This window comes from Rhizobium sp. UGM030330-04 (assembly GCF_003208455.1).
GTDB lineage: Bacteria > Pseudomonadota > Alphaproteobacteria > Rhizobiales > Rhizobiaceae > Agrobacterium > Agrobacterium rhizogenes_A.
Genome location: NZ_QKML01000006.1, coordinates 94,968 through 116,368, shown reverse-complemented (window position 1 = coordinate 116,368; position 21,401 = coordinate 94,968). Strand labels below are relative to the sequence as shown.

The 21,401-nt window shown below is 58.6% G+C and carries 19 protein-coding genes and 1 tRNA gene; 13 read left to right on the top strand and 7 right to left on the bottom strand.

Annotated elements, in window-relative coordinates; genetic code table 11:
- The first annotated feature begins 3 nt into the window (after positions 1–3).
- Positions 4–1,419, top strand: coding sequence for a Wzx-type polysaccharide biosynthesis protein UppV (uppV, locus tag N434_RS11115; protein WP_065118047.1), 1,416 nt, complete (start codon positions 4–6; stop codon positions 1,417–1,419).
- Between the two features lie 8 nt (positions 1,420–1,427).
- The gene (locus N434_RS11110) at positions 1,428–2,699 is read left to right on the top strand and encodes a GNAT family N-acetyltransferase (protein WP_065118046.1); all 1,272 of its coding nucleotides are present in this window, start codon (positions 1,428–1,430) and stop codon (positions 2,697–2,699) included.
- Between the two features lie 51 nt (positions 2,700–2,750).
- Here N434_RS11110 and uppQ read toward each other — a convergent pair whose 3' ends face one another.
- A complete protein-coding gene (gene uppQ, locus N434_RS11105) occupies positions 2,751–3,392 on the bottom strand; it encodes a polysaccharide biosynthesis GNAT family N-acetyltransferase UppQ (protein ID WP_065118045.1) in 642 nt (213 codons plus the stop codon).
- Positions 3,393–3,579: 187 nt separating this feature from the next.
- The gene (locus N434_RS11100) at positions 3,580–4,284 is read right to left on the bottom strand and encodes a glutathione S-transferase family protein (protein ID WP_110757770.1); all 705 of its coding nucleotides are present in this window, start codon (positions 4,282–4,284) and stop codon (positions 3,580–3,582) included.
- A 101-nt stretch (positions 4,285–4,385) separates the two neighbouring features.
- Here N434_RS11100 and N434_RS11095 point away from each other — a divergent pair, with 101 nt between their 5' ends.
- From N434_RS11095 to N434_RS11085, 3 genes are all read left to right on the top strand, one after another.
- Positions 4,386–4,742, top strand: a complete 357-nt coding sequence (locus tag N434_RS11095; RefSeq protein ID WP_110757768.1) for a winged helix-turn-helix transcriptional regulator — start codon at positions 4,386–4,388, stop codon at positions 4,740–4,742.
- Between the two features lie 152 nt (positions 4,743–4,894).
- Positions 4,895–4,979 (top strand) — tRNA-Leu (locus N434_RS11090).
- Between the two features lie 265 nt (positions 4,980–5,244).
- Positions 5,245–5,760 (top strand): disulfide bond formation protein B, encoded by a 516-nt coding sequence (locus N434_RS11085; RefSeq protein WP_065118042.1) that lies wholly within the window; start codon positions 5,245–5,247, stop codon positions 5,758–5,760.
- Positions 5,761–5,789: 29 nt separating this feature from the next.
- On the opposite strand, the gene N434_RS11080 is transcribed toward N434_RS11085, so the two are convergent.
- Positions 5,790–6,347: an HNH endonuclease gene (locus N434_RS11080; protein WP_065118041.1), complete on the bottom strand. Its 558-nt coding sequence runs from the start codon at positions 6,345–6,347 to the stop codon at positions 5,790–5,792.
- A 317-nt stretch (positions 6,348–6,664) separates the two neighbouring features.
- Here N434_RS11080 and N434_RS11075 point away from each other — a divergent pair, with 317 nt between their 5' ends.
- The 3 genes from N434_RS11075 to N434_RS11065 all read left to right on the top strand — a co-directional run bounded on the left by N434_RS11075 (position 6,665) and on the right by N434_RS11065 (position 8,776).
- Positions 6,665–6,967, top strand: coding sequence for a hypothetical protein (locus tag N434_RS11075; RefSeq protein WP_110757990.1), 303 nt, complete (start codon positions 6,665–6,667; stop codon positions 6,965–6,967).
- A 141-nt stretch (positions 6,968–7,108) separates the two neighbouring features.
- A complete protein-coding gene (locus N434_RS11070; RefSeq protein WP_110757766.1) occupies positions 7,109–7,714 on the top strand; it encodes a transglutaminase-like cysteine peptidase in 606 nt (201 codons plus the stop codon).
- Positions 7,715–7,984: 270 nt separating this feature from the next.
- Positions 7,985–8,776, top strand: a complete 792-nt coding sequence (locus N434_RS11065) for a metallophosphoesterase family protein (RefSeq protein ID WP_110757765.1) — start codon at positions 7,985–7,987, stop codon at positions 8,774–8,776.
- Between the two features lie 136 nt (positions 8,777–8,912).
- Here the strand turns inward: N434_RS11065 and N434_RS11060 are convergent, their stop codons facing one another.
- From N434_RS11060 to N434_RS11045, 4 genes are all read right to left on the bottom strand, one after another.
- A complete protein-coding gene (locus tag N434_RS11060; protein ID WP_110757763.1) occupies positions 8,913–10,130 on the bottom strand; it encodes a glycosyltransferase family 4 protein in 1,218 nt (405 codons plus the stop codon).
- Positions 10,127–11,464: a polysaccharide pyruvyl transferase family protein gene (locus N434_RS11055; protein WP_110757761.1), complete on the bottom strand. Its 1,338-nt coding sequence runs from the start codon at positions 11,462–11,464 to the stop codon at positions 10,127–10,129. The genes N434_RS11060 and N434_RS11055 overlap by 4 nt, the downstream gene beginning before the upstream one ends.
- Positions 11,457–12,935 carry a lipopolysaccharide biosynthesis protein gene (locus N434_RS11050; RefSeq protein WP_110757988.1) on the bottom strand — a complete coding sequence of 493 codons (1,479 nt, stop codon included), beginning with the start codon at positions 12,933–12,935 and terminating at the stop codon, positions 11,457–11,459. Before N434_RS11050 ends, N434_RS11055 begins: the two co-directional genes overlap by 8 nt.
- Positions 12,936–13,007: 72 nt before the next feature.
- Positions 13,008–14,243, bottom strand: coding sequence for a glycosyltransferase family 4 protein (locus tag N434_RS11045; protein ID WP_110757759.1), 1,236 nt, complete (start codon positions 14,241–14,243; stop codon positions 13,008–13,010).
- Between the two features lie 484 nt (positions 14,244–14,727).
- Here N434_RS11045 and N434_RS11040 point away from each other — a divergent pair, with 484 nt between their 5' ends.
- The 5 genes from N434_RS11040 to N434_RS11020 all read left to right on the top strand — a co-directional run bounded on the left by N434_RS11040 (position 14,728) and on the right by N434_RS11020 (position 21,387).
- On the top strand, positions 14,728–16,056 hold the full coding sequence (locus N434_RS11040) for a hypothetical protein (RefSeq protein ID WP_110757757.1): 1,329 nt from the start codon (positions 14,728–14,730) through the stop codon (positions 16,054–16,056).
- A 129-nt stretch (positions 16,057–16,185) separates the two neighbouring features.
- On the top strand, positions 16,186–17,304 hold the full coding sequence (locus tag N434_RS11035; protein WP_110757755.1) for an acyltransferase family protein: 1,119 nt from the start codon (positions 16,186–16,188) through the stop codon (positions 17,302–17,304).
- A 183-nt stretch (positions 17,305–17,487) separates the two neighbouring features.
- Positions 17,488–18,330, top strand: coding sequence for a hypothetical protein (locus N434_RS11030; RefSeq protein WP_110757753.1), 843 nt, complete (start codon positions 17,488–17,490; stop codon positions 18,328–18,330).
- A gap of 131 nt (positions 18,331–18,461) precedes the next feature.
- Positions 18,462–20,717, top strand: a complete 2,256-nt coding sequence (locus tag N434_RS11025; protein ID WP_110757752.1) for a polysaccharide biosynthesis tyrosine autokinase — start codon at positions 18,462–18,464, stop codon at positions 20,715–20,717.
- On the top strand, positions 20,710–21,387 hold the full coding sequence (locus tag N434_RS11020) for a hypothetical protein (RefSeq protein ID WP_110757750.1): 678 nt from the start codon (positions 20,710–20,712) through the stop codon (positions 21,385–21,387). Before N434_RS11025 ends, N434_RS11020 begins: the two co-directional genes overlap by 8 nt.
- Positions 21,388–21,401 lie beyond the last annotated feature (14 nt).

The following is a 21,401-nucleotide window of genomic DNA, read 5'->3' as shown; positions in this document are numbered from 1 at the left end:
ATCATGGCTATCCTCAACACGGCGGAAAAAGCCTTACCCGCAGGCCTGCGCGCGAAGCTTTCGCCGCTGGGAGCGAAAATCGCCGTCCTCGTCTCGGCAAGGGACGATGTTTCCCGCGCACAGCGCATGGCGCTGGTCGCCTTTGCGGTGCGCATCGTCAGCGCCGGCATCGCCTTTATCTCTCAGATCATCCTCGCCCGCCTGATGGGTGAATTCGAATACGGTCTCTTCGCCTTCGTCTGGGTTCTGGTGATCCTGTTCGGTAACCTGTCCTGTCTCGGTTTCCATACCACCGTCATCCGTTTCTTGCCCGGCTACCGACTTGAGGATGCTCATGACAAGATCATGGGGCTGACTTCGACGGCGCGCATCTTCGCCATGCTGTCCGCCAGCACGCTGGCGCTGTGCGGTTTTGTCTTCCTGTATTTCTTTGGCGAGCGCATCGCCGCCTATTACCTCATTCCCGTCTCGCTTGCGCTTTTCACCCTGCCAATGGTCGCGCTTGGCGATGTGCTGAACGGCACCGCACGTGCCAATGGCTGGGCGATCTCGGCCCTCAGCCCCACCTATATCGTCCGCCCGGTGCTAATATTGCTGTTCATGCTGGTGGCGATCCTGCTGGGAGCCGAAAAAACCGCGACGACGGCGATGCTCACCGCCCTTCTCGCCACCTATGTCACCACGCTGTTCCACTTTGCCTTCCTCAACCGGCGGCTTAACCGCAATTTCCGCAGCGTTGCCCGCCGGGTCCATTTCGGTCACTGGATGAAATTCGCCTTTCCGGTTTTCCTGATCGACGGCATCGGTTTTCTGATGACCAATTCCGACGTGGTGATCGTCGGTCTTTATCTGCCGCCGGATCAGGTCGGCATTTATTTCGCAGCGGCAAAAACCATCGTGCTGATGCAATTCGTGTTTTTCTCCGTGCAGGCGGCGGCGGCCCCGCGTCTGGCCGCCCTGATTTCCGCCAATGACAGGCAGGGGCTCGCCGGTTTCGCCAGCCAGGCGGCGCGCTGGGCCTTCTGGCCGTCGCTTGCGGTCGGCAGTGTCGTGCTTCTGGCCGGCCCTTTCCTGCTGTCGTTATTCGGCCCCGGCTTCGTCCAGGGTTACGAGCTGATGTTCTTCCTCTTTGCCGGCTTCCTCGCAAAAGCGCTGATCGGGCCGGGGGAAACGCTGCTGAATATGGCCGGCAAACAAAAATTGTGCGTCGCTCTTTATATTATCATCTTTGGTTGCAACATTGCACTCAACATGGCGCTCATTCCAGTCTATGGTCTGGCGGGGGCTGCGGCAGCGGTCGCAATAGCCATGTGCATAGAAGCTGTGTTATTGCATGTTGCCATTCGCCGCACACTCGGGATCGTCCTTTTTGCCTTCAACGATCCCCGGGCGGGTCAAGACACTGGGAAGGCGGTGTAACGATAAGCATGTCCAGCGATCCAAAGAATCCGGATTTTCAGGACCCGCGCATCGCGGCGCTGATGGCGTCTGCGGAGCGTGACCGTCCCGTTGCGGACAGCAGCCGGCGCGTGGGCCGCGAAGGCCGCGAATTCTGCGTCTATCCCGGTCAGCTGGGTTACGACATGCAGGAGGAACTGGACTTCCTGTCCAACCGCGTCATGGAGGCGAACGTCTTCTTCACCGGCCGGCTGCTTGCGCCGGCCATGCCGCGTATCGACGACAAATCCGTGCGCTTCGCCCTCATCCGCGATGAAAACGGCGCCAGAAGCCGCATGCGCTTTCTCATGCCCTTTACCGTCGAAAAACCGGGTTTTTCCATCGGGCCTTCCATTCTGCGCGTCTGGGCCAATCCTTTCGGTCCGCTCGGCACACCGCTGGTCGATACCGAGGGTGCCGCCGAAACACTCGACAATCTTTTCGACGCGCTCTCCGATCGGGACATGCGCCTGCCGAATGTCCTTGTGCTGCCGGATGTGCGGCTGGAAGGGCCTTTTGCCCGCATGTTCAGGGCCATAGCCCTCAGCCGCAACCTGCCGCTGACGACCACGGGCAATTATCACCGGCCGATGCTGGAAAGCCTTCTGGACGGCGAGGCCTATCTGCGCAGTTCGCTTGCGCCGCATCATCTGCGCGAAATGCGCCGGCAGTGGCGGCAGCTCGAAAAGCTCGGGCCGGTCTCCTACACCGTGACCCGGCAGCCCAAGGACATACGTTACCGCATGGAGGAGTTCCTGGCGCTGGAGGCCAGCGGCTGGAAAGGCCGCAAGCGCACCGCGCTGGTCAATGACCGCTACCGCGCCGCCTTCGCCCGCGAAGCGATCACCAATCTGGCCGAGGCGGATGCCGTACGTATCCACACCATCGATCTCAACGGCAGCGCGATCGCATCCATGATCGTCTTCATGACGGCCGGCGAGGCCTATACGTGGAAAACAGCCTTTGACGAAACCTATGCGCAGTTTTCACCCGGCAAGTTGCTGGTGCAGAAACTGACCGACTGGCATCTCGACGACGCCAATATTCTGCGCAGCGACAGCTGTGCGGTGCCCGACCACCCGATCATGAGCCGCTTCTGGCGGGAACGGCAGGAAATGGGCACGTTGGTCGTCGGGCTGACACAGAACAGCGACCGTGACGTGCGGCAGGTTTCCACGCAGGTGGATATGTACCGCAACACCCGCAATCTCGCCCGCAGCCTGCGGCAGAAAATCCTGTCCTTCGGACGCAAGGGCAATTGATCCGAAGGACGCCAGGACGCCCTTCGGATGACTGTCATGGCCAGTCCGGCGTCAGCGTGAAGCCGTCCTGATCATCTTGCACAATTGCGTCAGTGCCGCATCATATCCGCCGCTCAGAATATCGGCGCAACGGCGGACGAGCCTGATCTGCTCGGTGCGCGACATGTCGTTATAGGCCTGAATGGCGTTGCGCATGGCCCCGGGCGACATCGTGCCCGGATTGCCGGGATTGGACGGGCTTCCCGGGCCTCCCGGATTTCCAGGAGTGCCGGTCGAGCCCGAACCGCCGATACCGACGCCGACACCAAGGCCTACGCCGCTCGAACCGCCCACATTGGCCCCGACATTGGCGTTGATCCCGCTGGAACCGCCAACCGAGGCATTAACGCCGGCGCTGACGCCGCTTGAGCCGCCGACGGATGTGTTGACATCCGCATTGACGCCATTGCTGCCACCAACGGACGCGTTGACATCCGCACCCAATCCGCCACCGCTTCTACCGCCAACGTCGGCACTTGCATTAACGCCACTGCTGCCGCCAACGGAGGCATCGACACCGAGGCCGCCGCTGCCATTACCACCCACACTGGCATTGACCCCGTTTTCGCCGCCGATCCCGATATCCAGCGCATGTGCGTTGATCGGCAGAATCAGGCAGGCAGACAATAATAAATTGCGAGAAAGCGCCCTCATAATTTCCTCCCTATGAGTTTTGGCTTTTCCCGCCCCGCGTGGAGACCCACACGCGCATTGTAATTTCAATTAGCAATTGCGTACACACTAATTTATTAGAGATATCTAAAATTATCAAAATAGTTCAACCGAAAGTGTATCATTGTGGGACAGGCGCGGGTGACTGAGCCACCCACGCCTCCTCATCCTAGCCGCCGAAACGATCGATAACCGTCGCGAGATCAACGTGGCCCTTGCAGGCGCCATTGCCTTGAGCCTGTTCACCACGCTCCAGAGCCATCGCGTAAACAATGGCAGGGTCAGCCTCGAGACGCTTGCGCAGGGCGGCAAGCCTGGGCCACCGGCTGGCGTCAGCCACATCATGAATATCCAGCCACCGGGCGACACCGGCCAGAATTCCGTCCGCAAGGCTCGGTCGATCACCGATCGCGAACCGTGTGTCGCCAAGCATTTCCTCAACTCGGTCGTGCCGGTTGATGACCGCAGCCATGCCGAACTCCCGAAGAGCCGATTGCAGCGGAGGGTTCGGAGGAGCCATCTCCAGCGCAACCCACAAAGGGGCGAATGCGCCGGTGAAGCCCGTGTTTATGAACGCCATGAGCTGGTGCATGAGGTCGGCTTCACGCGACTGGGAATCGAAGCTGATGCGCCGGGCGGTGTCACGCGCCTCCAGCCAGGCAGCGATCGCCATCGTCTCGGTCAAAACCTCACCCCTGTCCGTGACGAGGACCGGGGTTTCGACCCGCCGGTTGATCCGGGTGTAAGATTGCTCCCGCATCTCGCCGAGCATATCCACCCGGCAAAGCCTGTATGGTTTGCCAAGCCATTCGAGCGCTGCGACAAGCCCCATCGAGCTTCCCGCCGGGAAGCCATAAAGTAAAATCGGTTCCATAGTTCATACTCTCAGTTTTCAAGGATGCTGCGCAGCGGGTTGAACTTATCGCCAGACGGCGCCAAGTAAATTACGAACCTTTTTGTAACCACGAGACGCCAATGAAAGACCTTGTATCCCGCTGCCCGATCGAGGAGGTCATGCAGGTGCTGAGTGGCCGCTGGCCGACGCTCCTGCTCTATTATCTGAAGGATGGCACAAAGCGCTTCAGCGATTTGCGCAGGGACAATCCCGCCATCTCGCACAAGATGCTTGCTCTGGAGTTGCGCAAACTGGAAGACGCCGGCATCGTTCACCGGACAGAGTTTCAGGGTTACCCGTTGCGGGTGGAATATGACCTGACGCCTGCCGGCAACAGTCTCGTCCCCCTGATCGATGCACTCGGCGACTGGTGGGAGATGACTGGCTCCACGCCCGAAGATGACAGCAGGCTCGCCCTCGCCTCACCGCACGGCTAAGCACGGCGGGATCACCGATGTCCCAGCAAACGGCCATGGTGATTTCGCCCGGTCAGGCGCGCAGACATTGCCGTCCCACAAGCCAAATTTCGAGCTTTTGGGGTTGCACGCATGGTCTTGCACGTGATAGACGCCGTGGCATTACCACCGTTGCCCCAATGGCGGAATTGGTAGACGCGCCGCACTCAAAATGCGGTTCCGAAAGGAGTGCTGGTTCGATCCCGGCTTGGGGTACCATTTCCAAAACCGCATCGACCTTCCTCGTGTCATCCGAGGCTTTCCAGAGCGCCATTGATGTCAGGCATGGCCGCGCGCAAGCTCACGAAAGCTTGCGCATCCGCCTCCATTTCTTACCAGGCTTTCATTTGCCAGATGCAAAGGACTGGATTAGACGAATCCCGTAACATCCACTGACACCGGCGACTTAATTTCGCCATCACGCCCGCCTTTTTGAAAGCCCGTTCGGGATATCTGCTTCTTCGCGAAGTTTGGGGAAATCTACATGGCCAATGCGACCACTGCCGATAACAGCCGCACGCTTGCCGCTCTTGCGGTAACGGCGGGAATGATCCTCACCGTCGGCTCCGCCCTCGGTTTCCAGCATATTGGCGGTTACACGCCCTGCGCCCTGTGCCTTTTGCAGCGCGATCCCTATTATTACGCCATTCCGCTGGGCATATTGGCCATTGCGACCAGCATCTTCAAACTGCCGGTTCAGATCACGCGGCTGCTTCTTGCCCTCATTGGCGTTGCGATGCTGATCGGCGCCGGGCTCGGCGTCTATCACGCCGGCGTGGAATGGGGGTTCTGGGAAGGTCCGATCACCTGCGCCACCGGCGCGCCTTCCATCACCACCAATGCCGGCGATCTCCTGGGCAATCTCAATGCCATCAAGGCACCGTCCTGCAATGACGCCGCCCTTCGGGTGCTTGGCCTTTCCTTCGCAGGCTGGAACGTCATCGCAAGCATTGCACTTGCGGCCATCGCCTTTTTTGGCGCGAGCCGTAAAAGCCGGTAAGCGGAAAACCACGTTGCAGTCCTGAATGATCAGGGCTGCAGCTCGGTGTCCCAGTAAAGATAATCCATCCAGCTTTCGTGCAGATAGTTGGGCGGGAACAACCGTCCGTTATTGTGCAGATCCTGAACCGTCGGCTGGAAGGGCTTCTGTGCCGGGAACATGCCCGCCTGCCTGGGAAGCTTGCTGCCTTTTTTGAGGTTGCAGGGCGAGCACGCCGCCACGACATTGTGCCATGTGGTTTCACCGCCATGCGCGCGCGGAACCACGTGGTCGAAGGTCAGATCGTCCCGCGAGCCGCAATACTGGCATTCGAACTTGTCCCGAAGGAAAACGTTGAAGCGGGTAAAGGCGGGATTGCGGGTGGGCTGCACATAGGTCTTGAGGCTGACGACGCTCGGCAGCCGCATGGAAAAGCTGGGGGACGACACCGCGTGATCATACTCTGCGATGATGTTCACACGGTCTAGAAAGACAGCCTTGATCGCGTCCTGCCAGGACCATAACGACAAGGGATAATAACTCAGTGGCCTATAGTCTGCGTTCAGAACGAGCGCCGGCAGGGCCTGTGGTGAAACTGCAATCGTCAAGGGCTTCTCCTGAGCGATTCGGCATCTGCACTTGTATATTAGGTCCGTTGTTACAGGATTGTGAAGCCTATAAATGCAGCGGATAAGAGCTTAATTTTTCGGCGGGAAAAAGGCCCTTTTATGTTCCGGACGCGTGGGAGAAAGACAAACCACCGGCCGTCGCATGGCGGCGGCATTGCCGGTGATTCGCGCACGGTCGGTCGGGAAAACGGACTCACGCTCGTTACGCCATCGATGATATGATAGCCGCGCTGACGGGAGAGCATTTTCTCCCGATCGGAACGCACATTGATCGCCCCCCGGCGGGAGGAATGCGCATGGTCTCGCACAGGCATCTGTCGAAAGCTCTGCGGGCTTGTCTGGTGACGGGTCTGCTTGCCGCTGCGACAAGTCTGGCCGTGCCGGCCCATGCGCAGCAATATCAGAATTTCGAAGTCACGCCGGACGGACGCGGCGGTGCGCAGGGCACAATCGGCGGGCGCAATTTCGAAATCGAACGCAATTATGATCGTCCGCCGGCAAGCCGCCGCTCCTCATCCGATACACGGCGCGAATTCAGAAGCACCGCGCCGCGGCAGACATGCCTTGTCGACGCCGAGGGCAGAACCCGCTGTAACTGACGCCATGCCCCCATGATGCCGGCTTTGCCGGACGGCAACAAAATTCGATTTCACTAAAAAGCAATCTATCGACTTAAACGGCCTGCAACAAAGGGCCGTTATGTTCAGGCACAGGGAAAACAACTGTGCAGGGGCAGAGACATGGCGAAGGAAAAAAGCCGTCTGGTCAAGACTTTGGCAGTCGCCGTCGGCATGGCGGCAAGCATCGCGACAACGGCACCGGCTGTCCAGCTTGGGGGCCTTGCCAAGAACCCGACCATATCACGGCCCGGCCAGTTCATGACAACGAGCCGTCCGACCATCGCGCCCATCGCCTTCGCAAAATTCTGCGACAACGCCGCCGACCAGTGCGTCCGGATCGGCGATCGCGACACGGTCGAGCTGACGAAACAGAAGCGCACGGAGCTCCAGCGCATCAATGCGGAAATCAATACGGCAATCGTCTATATCAGCGAAACGGCCGGAGAGGACGAGTGGAAGCTGAACCCGGCAAGCGGTGACTGCGACGACTACGCGGTGACCAAGCGGCAGCGCCTTTTGCGGGCCGGCTGGCCATCGGGCGCGCTGCGCATCGCCACAGCCCGCACCCCGAACGGTATCGGCCATGCGGTTCTGGTTGTCAGCACGACACAGGGTGATCTGGTGCTGGACAACCGCACCAATGTCGTCAAGCCGTGGAAAGCTGTCGATCTGAAATGGATCAAGATACAGTCGCACGAAAACCCGCGCGTCTGGCTCAAGCTTTAGAACGTCTGCCGCCAGAACCGCGCGTCCCATCCTTTCGCAACGCCGGACGGCCGTTCGATCCGCGATTTATGGCATCGTATCTTTCGAATGTGAAAGAGGATATTCTACCCTCAATTGCGACCCTGTCAGCGACAAAAGACACCGCTGACAGCGCATCTTGCCGGAGTGCTGGCGGATATCGGACCGTCCGGTCGTCCCTGCCCAGGAGGGCGATGCGGTGTCCGCATTCAACGGCCTTGACCTTGTATCGGAGAGACAGTATCGGCAGCTATGCCCAAGGTGCTCAACTGGATTCGCGGTCGTAGACAGCCAGCCCCCCGCGACGACCGGAGGCGCCGCAGGTTGGACCTTGGCGACAAGCCCGCCTCCTTTCCGATCTATGCCATTGGCGACGTGCATGGTTGCCTCGATCTGCTTTTGCAGGCGGAACGGAAAATCCTGGCGGATCTGGCGCCCGACCCTTCCCCCGCCCTGGTCGTTCTTGTTGGTGATTATGTCGATCGCGGGCCGGATTCCTGCGGTGTCCTTGAGCATCTTCTGCAGCCGCCCCCGGCGCCGCTGCGCCGTATCGCACTTTGCGGCAATCACGAGCAGCTGTTCAGCGACTTTCTCGAAAATCCGCAGGGCAACATGCACTGGCTGGATTTCGGTGGCCGCCAGACGCTTTTGTCCTATGGCGTCGATATCGACTATTTCATGCATAAGGGCCGCCTGCGGCTGCAGCCTTTCCGGGATGCGCTGATCGGTGCGATCCCGCAGGCCCACCGCCAGCTTTTATCCAGCCTGCCGATCTATGCCCGCATCGGACCCTATATCTTCGTGCACGCCGGTTTGCGGCCGGGACGTTCGCTGGATGCGCAGACCGACGAAGACATGTTATGGATCAGGGAACCGTTCCTGTCGCAGGGAGCAGGGCTGGATTTCCTTGTCATCCATGGCCATACACCGGTGACGGAACCACAGACCGGGCCGCAGCGGATCGGCATCGACACCGGGGCTTTCACGACGGGCAGACTCACAATCCTGAAGCTTTCCAATGCCGGTTTGCAGCTGATTGTCTGACGGCTGAAACAGTCACAAGGTTGCACCTGATCGGCCCGGCACAGGGTGAAATTGCAGCGTGGAGGCTTACGGTTTCAAACCCGTCTTGCGAAAAACACAGTGGTCGCGACGCCATGGCAAGCTCGGGTGGGCTCGACTATTTGCCATTCAGAATGCCCTCGAGAACCATCATCTGCTGACGGTTCCATTCAAGAGCGTCTTCAAACGCCCTGTTTCCCAGTTCCTGTCGCAGACCCTTCCCGGAGGTGAGGCGCAGGATGGCTTCGGCAAAGGCCTGGTGATCCCCATCCTCGATAACGACGACACCGTTGCGATACCGCTCCGAAAGCCCCCGCACGCCGGTACGGCTGCTGACAGTCGGAATACCGGCAGCCAGAGCATCGAGCAGTTTGATATTGATACCGGTGCCAAGCGTGATGGGATTGATAGACAGCGGCGCGCGCGAAAAGGCATCTTTCAGATCATCCACGCGGCCGAGCTTGATAACCCCTTCCCTGTCCTCGATCTTGCCGCAGATGCTGCCTGCCAGAACCAGATGAACATCCGGACGCCTCGCCCGCACCAGCGGCAGGACATTCTGCAGGAACCCATTCAGGGAAATGATATTCGCGTCATTACCGGAACCGAGAAACAGAAAATCGCTCGGCGAGAAATCTTCCACCCGCGCATGAAGATCGAGAATATGACTGACGGTCGCGACGGCAGGTGACTCCCCGCCCAGCCGCTGCCTGAATGCCTGTTCCTCTTCCTCCTGTATGGCGACGACCACATCCGCCCGGCGGAAGGCTTTGCATTCCACCCGCGGAGGCACCGAGAACCAGTATCCATATTTGTTGGCGGTCTTCACGAACGCCTTATGGCGATCGGCGAAGGAATCATGGGTATCGAGAATCCGCAGCACATTTTCCGGCAACCCCAGGAAGGCCCTTGAATGAAAGGCATATTCGACAATGACCGCGTCGATCCCTTCCCGACGCTGAATATCCCGCACATCCCGGCCGATTTCCGGGTAATAAAACTCATCGAGGTAATTATAGAAACCGCTGTCGTGACCGAGAAGCCGGTGAACCTTGCGAATGGCCCGAAACGCGGTGAAACCAGCTTCAAGAGCCATATCCTGAACGAGCCGAGATTTAAAACTGCCCCTCTGCCGGGAAATGAAATGCACGCATCCGGTCCCGAATTCAGCCTCATGCACGGCTGAATCGAAGTCGGTCGCAATCGGCGTATCGGCATAGACGAAATGTACCTCGTGCCCAAGGCTTCGGACAGCCCGCGTCAGCTGCAATATACGGCTGCGATTGCCTTCGGTCGCGGGAACGGCGGGAATGGCTGAGACGAAAGCGACTTTCATGAGATCGACTGGTTCCGCTCCGGAAAGGCCTCGAATATCTGAAAATTGCTCTTCGACAGGCCAAGAACTTCCGGCAGTTTCCGTTGCACCTGCGCGCGAAGTTCATCCGCATTATCGACAAATTCCATCAGTGCTGTCCTGATCCCCTCATCCGTATAGAAGGCGGAAGGAGAGAGCAGATCAGAGGAAGACAGGGCAAAGTGCTGATATAGCCCTTCGAACTTGCCCTGGTAAGCAATGCATATGACCGGCACGCCCTTGCCAAGCCCCGCTATAGCAAGATGCATTCTGCCGCTGACAATGCCGTCGAGCTGACCCGCGACCCCCTTGAGAACGGGAGCCGACCACTCACCCTCCAGATATCGCACCCGATCGTCGAGCGAGGGAGGCAGCAGCTCCGCAATGGCCCGAAGGCAGGACTGGTCACCAAACCCGTCCCGATAGTCATGCGGAATAAGCAGCCAGCAGACCGGTCGCGCGTCGGCCACAAACCGCAGCGCCTCCGCCCCGCGCTGGATGATCGTCTCGATCTGACTGCGATCCGCATTCTTGAACAGCATGGGATGCAGGTTAAAACCCATCACCCTGTATCCCTCGGCGCGCTTCCGCGCGATCCAGGAACTGGTATCCGCATCGGCCTCCGACGCAGCGAGACTGAAGGCTGAATCGGCAACCAGCGTCGCGTTCGTCTTCGCGAAGGATTTCAGGCGGCCGAGGGAAACCGGATCGCGCACATTGATCGAGACGCCGGAATGAAGCGCGCTGTAAAACATCGACAGAGAGGGATGCGGCGCCTCGTTGAAACTGAAGCCGAGGATGACATTTTTTATGCCGGCCGCGGCGGCGAGATCGGCACTCGCCAGAAGTTTGGCACTGACCAATGGATGGTAATATCCATCCATGACGTCAGCACCGATCACCACGACGCAATCATATCGCCTTGCCTCGAACTGGTTGCAAAGTACCCCGATGAAGTCGGCGTTTCCGAAGAGGTCAACGGGATTGAAACCTCGCTGCCGAACCAGACCGGCAGCATCTGCGCCCTCAAGCAGGACATCGATCTCGACAGCGGGATTTCGCGCGCGGGCCTGTTGCACGGTCGCCGTGATCATGGCGTCATCGCCGATGGAGCCGAAGACCGAAAAGGGGTCGCAGGCGACGATCAAGATCCGGTTGATGTGCTCTCCACCGGCCAAGGGTTTGATCCGGCGTTTCTGCTCTTGCAGCACATCGAAAAAACGGCGAATCGCGACTTCTTCATTGCGGCGTTCGTTGAACTTCACCCATTCGCGATGAAGCGGCGCGGGGAGTATTTTTTTGACGAGCTTACGCATTCGCTTCCTTCCGTGAGCGCATCTTGCTCATGACGAAAAGCAGAGCCGATCGGGCCTGCCTTCGCGCAAGCAGCGCCATGAGCGAAAAATAAATGACGACAAAGGCGGAACCGAGCATGAGGCCGGACATGAAATCGCCAAGGGCCAGGCTGGCGACTTCAGGGCGCATCCACTGAACCAGAAAAAAGCCCAGACCGCTGCTGGCGAAACTCGGCAAAAGCAGAAAAATTATTCGCAGCAACGGGACATCGAGTTCCCGCGAGACAAAAAAGAAGGTGAAGGGTGTGGAGGCAAGCTGCCCCAGAACATAAACGATCACGAGTTCACTGATACTGTCTGTCGGTATCAAGAGGATCATCAGGATCGTCGAAACCGACTTGACGGTACCTGCGATCAACACCTTGTTTGGCTGGCCGCGCGCGGAGAGGAACGGACCATTCTGAAACTGCACGCATTGCAGGGCGCCAAGAAGAAGCAGGGGCCGCGCGATCTCATCCGCCCCTTGCCATTGCGCCCCGAACAGGACGCGGCAAATCTCCGGCGCCAAAGCGGCAAAAAGCACGAAGGCCGGGGTGGAGACGATGGCCGATATCACGATCAACTGCTTGTAAAGTTCCGCCATGCGCTCGCGCTCATGCGATACGCGGGAAAGCACCGTCAGCGAGACATCATACAGGGCCGACTGAAGCAATTGCATGAGAAGCTGATAGAGCCTGCTGCCAACGGTGTAGAGCCCGAAGACCGCCACGCCATAACGCCCCAGAATGATGAAGTCGATCAGGCGCGTCGACCCGAATTCCACGATGCGCAAGCCGAGCGCCGAGGAGCCAAAACGAAGCAGTTCAACAAGGCTGCCGGGCCTCAGTGTGGTGCCCGGAAGCCAGTGGGGTTTTCGCCAAAGCCAGATCAGCGTGACGATCGTTGCAACATAGGTCTGAACGACAAGGCTCCAGACACCCAGTCCCATGATGGCGAAAGCGATCGCCACACCACCGCCGATGATATTCGAAATGAAGGTTCTGATGGCCAGCGGCTTGAAGGCGAGTGCGCGCCGATAATTCACCTCCTGAAAAAGCGACGCGGTATTCAACGGCAGCAGGATGCATATCGCCACGATGATCGGCGCCAGCCCATCAACCTCGAACCAGCTTTCCAGCTCGGACGAAAACACGCAAACGGCAGTGGCCAGAAGGGTCGCAACCGCCACCGAAACATAAAATGGCAGATTGATGTCGCTCGGCTCCAGATTGCGCTTCTGGACAATCGCATCCGCAAATCCGAATTCCGACAGCATCTGGATCAGCATCAGGACCAGTCCGGCCGCGGCGACCATGCCGTAATCGGTAGGGCTGAGGAAACGGGCGAGAACGATGAAGAGAACGGAGGTGAAAAGTTTCCCTCCCCAGTTCTGGATGATGGACCAGAACACGCCTCTCACGGCTGCGGAGCCTATTGAATTTGTATCTGCCATCCGTCCGATATGGCTTTCCACCATAAGCTTTTCCCTTCGAAGAAAACTTGCCACAGCAGATTAATTTCGCGACTAGGATGCACGTAAGGTCCGGTTCTGGGCGCCTTTCGCCAGCACGTCTTCGTAGAGCTTCACATAATTTTCGCCGACCCGCCGGGAGGTGGATTCCTCGACGATGTTTCCGAAATCGGCCTCCGTCGGCAATTGCTCACGCGACAATGTCAGCACCCGGCGGATGCGGGCGGCGAGATCGGTGGCGTTGCCCGGTTCGAACAGCCAGTCGTAATTGGTCTCGCCGATCAGTTCGGGAATGCCGCCCGAGGCCGCGCCGATGACCGGAACACCCATCGCATAGGCCTCATAGATCGTACGTGGCGAAGGTTCGGCCCAGAAAGAGGGCACGATCAGAACGTCGATCTCCTCGAAAAACTCCTTCGGCTTCGCCCAGCCGATGAACTCGATCGGCAGATCGCCCGCCTGTGCCTTGAAGCGTTCGATGGAATCGTCCATCGCCTGGCCGGCGACCAGACAGCGCCAGTTGCCATGGCCGATTTGCCTGAAGGCGTCGACCATGTTGCCAACGCCCTTTTCCGTATTGATGCGGCCGATATAACCGAAGGTCAGCGGCCGCCCGCTCCGGTCTATCCGCCGGCGGGCGACCGGATCGCCATCCGGAACGGTGCAGGAATAAAAGATGACGCGGCGCAGGCTTTCCGGAATATGATGGAAGAGCCCGTGATTGACATGCGTCCTGAGGATTTCCGTTCCGACGCTTGCGACCGCACCAATATAACGCTGGGTGAACTTCTTGGTGAAATTCACCACCTGACAGCCGAGATGGATATGCTCACAGGGCTTGCCGCCCTTGAACATGGCGGCGTTGCCGCACAGGAGATCATATTCGCAGATCGTATGGACGATCGGAATGCCGCGCCTGTGCGCCGCCCGCCAGACCAGCGTGGTCACGTCCAGCAGTGAATGGGTGTTGAGAACATCCGGCCTGAAATCATCAAGAACGGCTTCGAACTGCTTCTCGACGTTGAAATTCCATTGCTGCCTGATCTTCTGCATGCGCCGTTGCTGCGGCGTATATTGCGGCCAGTCCTCAAGCCAGAAGTCATTATTGTGGAACATGCGGTAAACGCTGACGCCATTGCGCACCGTCTTCTGCTCCGCCTGCCGTTCAATGCAGGCGGCGCCGACCGTATGCCCCATGGAAACGAGTTCCTCGGCAAGATGCTCGACCGACCGTTCACATCCCCCGACAATATGCGGCGGATAAAGACTGCTCAAATGGAGAATTCGCATGCGGATACGCTCTATTTTCCTTAATCGAAAATTTATGACTTCCGCTCTGGCCATGCCGCTCTCCCGAACTGCCGGGAGAAAGTGAGGCATTTGCAAAAAAATACAAAAGCCGGGGCGGAACTAACATTTGAAAATATGAATAACCAAAAATCCGCTTTCAAAAAGCACTGGAATTGATGGCATTTCAAGTGATTTTTTTCGCGGCGCGACAAAAGCCATTCCGTGTTGCGAAAAGAACCGGTCCCGTGTTAGGCTTCCACACATATGAAATACCCTCACCGATGCGGTCGTTTATCCGGCGCGGGTCAGCACCATTGCGTTATATTTTTATTTCGGAAACATTGATTTGAAGGCGTGCGAAATGCCGCGAAGCTCCCGGGACATTGTGATCATTCGATATTGAGAGGCGTCGCCGGTATTTGACCGGCTCCCTCCAGATCATGCCGGCGCCCCGCACTTTCGTCATGATTGTCAGGAGACGCAGATGAACGGAAAACGACCGGTCACCATGGGCCGCCTGACGCGCCGCAACCTGCTTTCGGCCGCGCCTTTCGCATTGGCTGCCGCCGGCGGCCTTTATCCTGCATCCGGGCGAGCCCAGTCCGTTTTTTCCGCCGATACCGAAACCTTTCTGGACAGTGTCGGCGTGTGCGGCCATTTCGCCCGCCCCACGGGCATTTATCCCGAAGCCTTCGAACGCATACTGCCGGAACTTGAGGCACTGGGCGTGCGCCATCTGCGCGATGAGGGGCTGATCACCGCGAGAGACAACCGCGACAGCCCCGCCTTTCGCCGCCTGCGCCGGATTGTGGCAGCCGGCCTTCGCCTCACCATCATCTGTTATGACGACCTCAATCCCTATGTCTCCACTCCGCTCGACAGGATCGCCGATTTCCACAGCTGGTGCGACGACGGCATCGTTGTCCTGGAAGGCAGCAATGAACCGACGTTGACGAAGGATCCCGTCAATGCGCCGGGCATTTCTGCACGGCATCAAACGGCACTGCACGAGATGATCCGCTCGACCCCCGAGCTGAGCGCCATCCCGCTTGCCGCACCGAGTTATGTCCTGACGAACAGGGAGCTGGCGCCTGATCTGCAAGCCATCAGCGACTACGGCAATATTCACCCCTATGCCGGAATGGAGCATCCCGAAACGACCGGACCGGGGGCCCTTTCCAGATCCGTCGCCGCCTCGACGCATATAGCAGCCGGACGGCCGGTGCTTGCCACGGAAATCGGCTATCATACCTCGATGGAACCGAAGACCTTCCATTTCCCCGTTACCGAGGGCATCAAGGCGCGCTACATGCCCCGTGCGCTTTTGTGGTGTTTCATCAGCGGCATCCGCCGGGCCTATATTTACGAAATGGTTTCGAGCTACGCACAGGACAATACGAACCCGGAATCGTCCTTTGGACTGCTGCGCCACGATCTGAGCCGTACCCCCGCTTTCGAGGCGGTGCGCGCCCTTCTTTCGCTTTGCAAGGCAACGCGGCCAGGCGGCCCGGCGGAACGGCGCCTCGATTTTTCCGGGAGCGATTCCGAACGGGTGACGTTGCAGCTGAAAAGACCGGACGGCGCGCTGCTTGTACCGGTTTGGCTTGGTATCCGGGGCTGGCAATGGCCGGCGCGGATCGAAAATCCGCCAGTCGAACGGCTGGCAGCTTTTGCAGTAACCGGGCCTCATACCAACATCATTGCACACCGCTTCGGTGACGACGGTTCCGTGAGCCAGCAGGTGATCCCCCGGCAAGATGACCAATACCGGCTTTCCGTCAGCGACCAGCTCACGGTTCTGGAGATATTCTGATGAAGAAACGGAAAATTTTGCCCTCGAAAATCTACATATATCAACAGTATAATTTGTGATATATTATTCTTAACAGACAATATATTTTCGCTAAATCGGACGAAAACATAGTGTATTTCTTTTTTATAGATGATAACGATGCAAAAAATTACGAATGAGCCCGGCGTTAGGGCACAACGCCTCGATATTATTCAGGTGATGCGTGCCGTGGCGGCAGCCATGGTCGTTGCCTTGCACGCCAATATCAACTGGGAATTCACATTCTTCCCGCTTCATGCGCTGAGGCTCGGCGCCGGCGTGGACCTGTTTTTTGTCATTTCCGGTTTCGTCATCGTTTATGCTTCCCGGCCGTATTTTGCGGCCCGCGGCGGACGCTCGGCGTTTCTCTTGCGCCGGCTTCTGCGCATTGTTCCTCTCTACTGGTTCGTGCTGACGCTGCGGGTTATTGCGCTGGCCGGGGCCGCTTTTCTCGGCGTAAAGGCATTTCCGCCACTCCAGGCAATCCTGACGTCCTATCTTTTCATTCCCTATGACGCCATGGGATATGGCGACGCCTATCCGTTTCCCATTGTCGATCTCGGCTGGACACTGAACTACGAGATGTTTTTTTATGCCGTCTTCGCGGCTTTCATCTTTCTGCCGCTCGAACGCGCCGTTCTGGCGACGGCAAGTGTGCTGTTCGTTGCCGTCCTGTCAGGCCCGGTCTTCAATCTTCCCCTGCCGTTCAGCTTCTGGCTTCAGCCGATCATTCTGGAATTCGTTGCCGGAATGGTGCTCGCTGTTCTCTTTTTGCGTGGCGTGCGCATCTCCCCGCTGATCGGCGCTGGAATGGCTCTTTGCGGCCTCGCCGTCTGGACGTTTCTGGAACTCTACATGTTCGGGGCGCCTTGCGGTCCGGGCTGTTATTCCTTTCCCCGACTGCTCGTTTTTGGCGGTGGCGCCATTCTTCTCATGGCCGCCGCCACCCTGACACGGGGCATCGCCCTGCCTCGTTTCGCGCAACCGCTTGCGGCGCTCGGGGATTCCTCCTACGCGCTCTACCTGCTGCATCCCTTCATTTTTCTGGGCTTCAAGGCTGTCTTGGGCGGCTTCACGCTCCCGCAGGGCTGGAGCAGTCTCGCCTTTCTCGTCGTCGTCGCCAGCACCGTTGCCATAGCGCATGCATTTCACATTTTTATCGAAATGCCTGCAAACGCATGGCTTCGTGATCGCCTGATAACACCCCGGCGAAAAGTCGCGACGTCCTGACGCCAGGGCAAAAATCCGGGCGCTGGCCGTTAAGGATAGGGAGAAGTTCAAATCCGCAGCCTATTTTAACACTTGAACCTTTGCTTGGGCTGTGCGATTTAAAAGAAAATTTTAAGATGTTGGATAACCATGTTCGACATCAATTGTACTTAAATTCGTATTTTAAAAATTTGGAGAGTTGTGATGTCCCGCCTTCGTAATGGCTCGACGCTCACTGGTGCAATCTTGATGACCAGTGTGGTTCTTTTTTCCGCAGCGGCCAATGCCCAGAATGTTGAAACAGCGCCGGCCCAGACGCCAGCGGCAGAGAGTGCAGCTGCAAGTGCGCCCGTGAAGGCTGCGGATGAAACCACCGCCGCATTTCTCGCTCGCGTCCACGGCACCAATCCCGATATGGTGACGCTTTCCGCCGCGGAACTGTTCAAGCAGTCGCCAACGCAGGGAACGGTTGGCGATCTGATCACCATCGCATCCAGCACCGATGCGGCCGCCGCCGATCTCACCGCGAAGGTGACGAACGGTTTTCCGGTCATCGCCGTTTCCACCAGCGCGGCGCAATTTTCCGAACAGCTTTCCGCACTGGTTCTGAGTGATTCCAGCCAGCTGCCCGCCATCGTCGCGCTCGCTCAAAAGGTCGCGAACAAGGACTTCTCCGAAGTTGTCGGCGAAGGTCTGGCGCTTGCCTATTCCACGGCGATGCAGAGGGGCAATTCGATATTGGCAGCCGCCATTCAGCTGCAGACCAAGGGCACGGGCGTACCTTCCGACCTTCTTATCGCCTTCAGCGAAAACATCGAGGGAACGGCGGCTGGTCCGGCGGCTCCTGCAGCTGCGGCCGCCGCCGCATCGCCGATCGGCGGCGCAGGGTCCACACCGGCCAGCGCAAACAGCATCGGTGGCTCGGGGACAGGCGGCCTGGCGGATGGCGGTACGGTACAAGCAGGTGGTTCTGGCGCCCCGGCTGGCCGTGGCAGATCGCTTTCAACCGGCAGCACCAGCACCGTGACAAGCACAAGCCCCGTTTGAACCTGATGTCATCGCCCTTCCACACAGGAACGGCGATCACTTGTCTTACAATGCAACCGAGACTTGGCGGGCTCTTTGCACGCCGAAAAGAGCGAGGCTGACAGTTGTTGCAAAGACACGATCCCCTGACGATGGCCGATATCGATAAAAACGCCTTCGCGGCCGATTTTATCGATATCGACGCCGCTCTTGCGACGATCCGCCGACAATGGCGTATCGTCCTTGCAACCATCGCCATCGCCGGGACAATCGGGCTCGCCTATGCCGCGACCGCTGTTCCCATCTATTCGGCCACGGCGACCCTGCTGATCGACCGCAACAACAGCCAGGTCGTTGAGCAGCTTTCGACGATTGGCGGTGTCATAGAAGATGAGGCGTCCATTCTCAGCCAGGTCGAGGTCCTGCAATCGGAAACCATCGGGCTTGCCGTCGTCGACAATCTCAACCTGACGGAAAACCAGGAATTCAGGGCCACGCGCGCATCGCTTCTAAGTTCGATGCTGGGCACGGTCCGCTCGCTGGTCAATGTCTCGCAATGGTTTTCGCCCGCAAAGGAAGCCGTTGTCGATGACGGGACGCTGAAGAGAGCGCTGTCGGACCGCCTGTTGCAGGGACTCTCCGTCAAGCGCATCGGCCGCACCTACGCGCTGGAGCTGACCTATAATTCCACCTCGCCTGCTCTCGCCGCCCAGATCGTCAACGCCGTGGCGGCCGCCTATCTGGTCGACAAGCTGAACTCCAAATACGAGGCGACAAAACGCGCCAGCGACTGGCTATCCGATCGCATCGCCGAACTGCGGCAAAGGGCGCTCGATACCGATCTGGCCGTGCAGAAATTTCGCGCCGAACATAATCTGATCGAGACCGGCAATAACGGTCTGCTTTCCGACCAGCAGCTGGCGGAACTCAACAGTGCACAGATCCTGGCACAATCCGAGACCGCCAGAGCGCGCGCGCGCGTGCAGCGTATCGAACACATCCTCGCCACCGACGATGTTGATGCGGTGGTGACCGATATTCTCGACAGTTCCGTCGCAAATGACCTGCGCAAGAAATACCTCGAATCCTCCAAGATCGAGGCCGAGATCACCGGCCGGCTTGGCAAGAACCACGTCCAGGCCGTGCGGCTGCGCAATGAAATGCAGGAATATCGCCGGTTGATGTTCCAGGAAGTCAGCCGCATCGCGCAAAGTTACAAAAGCGATCTGGAGGTCGCCGAGGCGCGGGAAAGAACGCTCGAGGCAAGCGTCGCCAAGGCCACCACTGTCAGCAATTCGGCCAGCCAGACACAGGTGCAGCTTCGTGAATTGCAGCGCGAGGCGGAAACCTACAAGAACATGTATCAAACCTTCCTGCAGCGTTATCAGGAAGCGATGCAGCAGCAATCCTTCCCCGTGACGGAAGCACGCGTGATTTCCAAGGCGATTCCGCCAAAAATCCCCAGCAAGCCGAACAAACCGATGCTTCTGGCGCTATTCATGATCATGGGCGCCGCAGCCGGCGGTGGCATCGCCATGTTCCGCGAGTTCCGTGACCGTTTCTTCCGTACCGGAGAACAGGTTCGCGATGTGCTCGGACTGGAGTTTCTCGGCAATACCCCGCTCATTCCGAACAAGCCGGTCGAGGAAATTCTCCCCAAGGCACAGGAAAGCGGTCCGACGGCCACCCGCCCGTCCGGCGTTGCCCGCTACGCCGTCGATCACCCGTTGTCCTCCTTTGCCGAAACGCTGCGCAGCACACGGCTTGCGCTCGATCTCGGCATTCCCGCCAAAAGCGGCGCGCGGGTGGTGGGTGTGGTATCGGCCTTGCCAAGCGAGGGAAAATCCACCATCTCCATCAATCTGGCACAGCTTCTGGCCGGACAGGGCGCACGGGTTTTGTTGCTGGATGCGGATATCCGCAATCCGGGCGCCACGCGCGCCCTGGGTCGTCATGCCGGAGAGGGTCTGCTCGAAGTGCTGCTCGAAGGCCGCAATGTGCGGGATGTCCTCCTGCACGATGAAAAGACAGGGCTCGCTTTCCTGCCCACCGTCGTCAAGCAGCGTGTGCCGCATTCCTCCGAGCTCCTGACATCGCCACAGATGCACAAATTGCTGGCCGAAGCGAGCGGCGTCTTCGATTATATAATCGTCGACCTGCCACCGCTCGGCCCGGTGGTCGATGCCCGGGCGATGGCAAGCCGGATCGACGGTTTCGTTTTTGTGACCGAGTGGGGTAAAACCGCCCGCAGGGCGGTCCGCAACACCATCGAAAATGAAGTCCATATCCGCAAAAAATGCCTTGGCGTCATTCTCAACAAGGTGGATACGGAAAAGCTGAAACTTTACCGGGCCTACGGCTCAAGCGAATATTATTATTCACGTTACACGCGCTATTATCATGACTAGCCGGGGCGATGTGACGCTGCTGCACAAAGTCCTCGCGGCCCTGCCGGTTCTCGTCATTTCCGCATTTGTTTTATCCATCGCGGCGCAGGCATTTTCCGAAACCCGGCGTTTTTCCGACATCGTTGCGATGGCGAGAATTGCCGACGACAAAGCCGGTCTGGCACCCGATCTCCTTGCGAAAACCGTCAGCCAGCTCCAGCCCGTCATCGCAGGGAAAATCTGTCGGGCAGATATCGTCAAGGCGGGGTTGCGACTGGTTCTGGCTGATCTCGATGCGAATATCGAGGATGCGGCAACCGAGACCACCGCAGCGCGTCTTGGCTTTGCCGAAACCTATATTCGGCATGCGCTCTCCTGTTTTCCCGCCAATGGCGATGTGTGGCTGCGCCTTGCCATGGTTCGTTCGCTGCGCAACGCCTCGCCGCTGGAGACAGCCGTATTGATGAATTTTTCCCAGCTTTACGGGCCGGCGGACGCCAATCTGATACGCGGGCGCTTTGTCATGTGGCAGCAATTTCCAAGAGGGGCCCTGCCACAGGCCGAAGCGGCCCGAGATGCGGATATAGCGGTCGTCTGCGGCAAGGAAGGGGAAATCCTGCGCTGGACCCTGCGCGATGTGTGCCAACAGGAGCAACCAGGCGAAATCAATCGCAACAAGCCGAAGCAATAAAGTCGAGCGCGCGG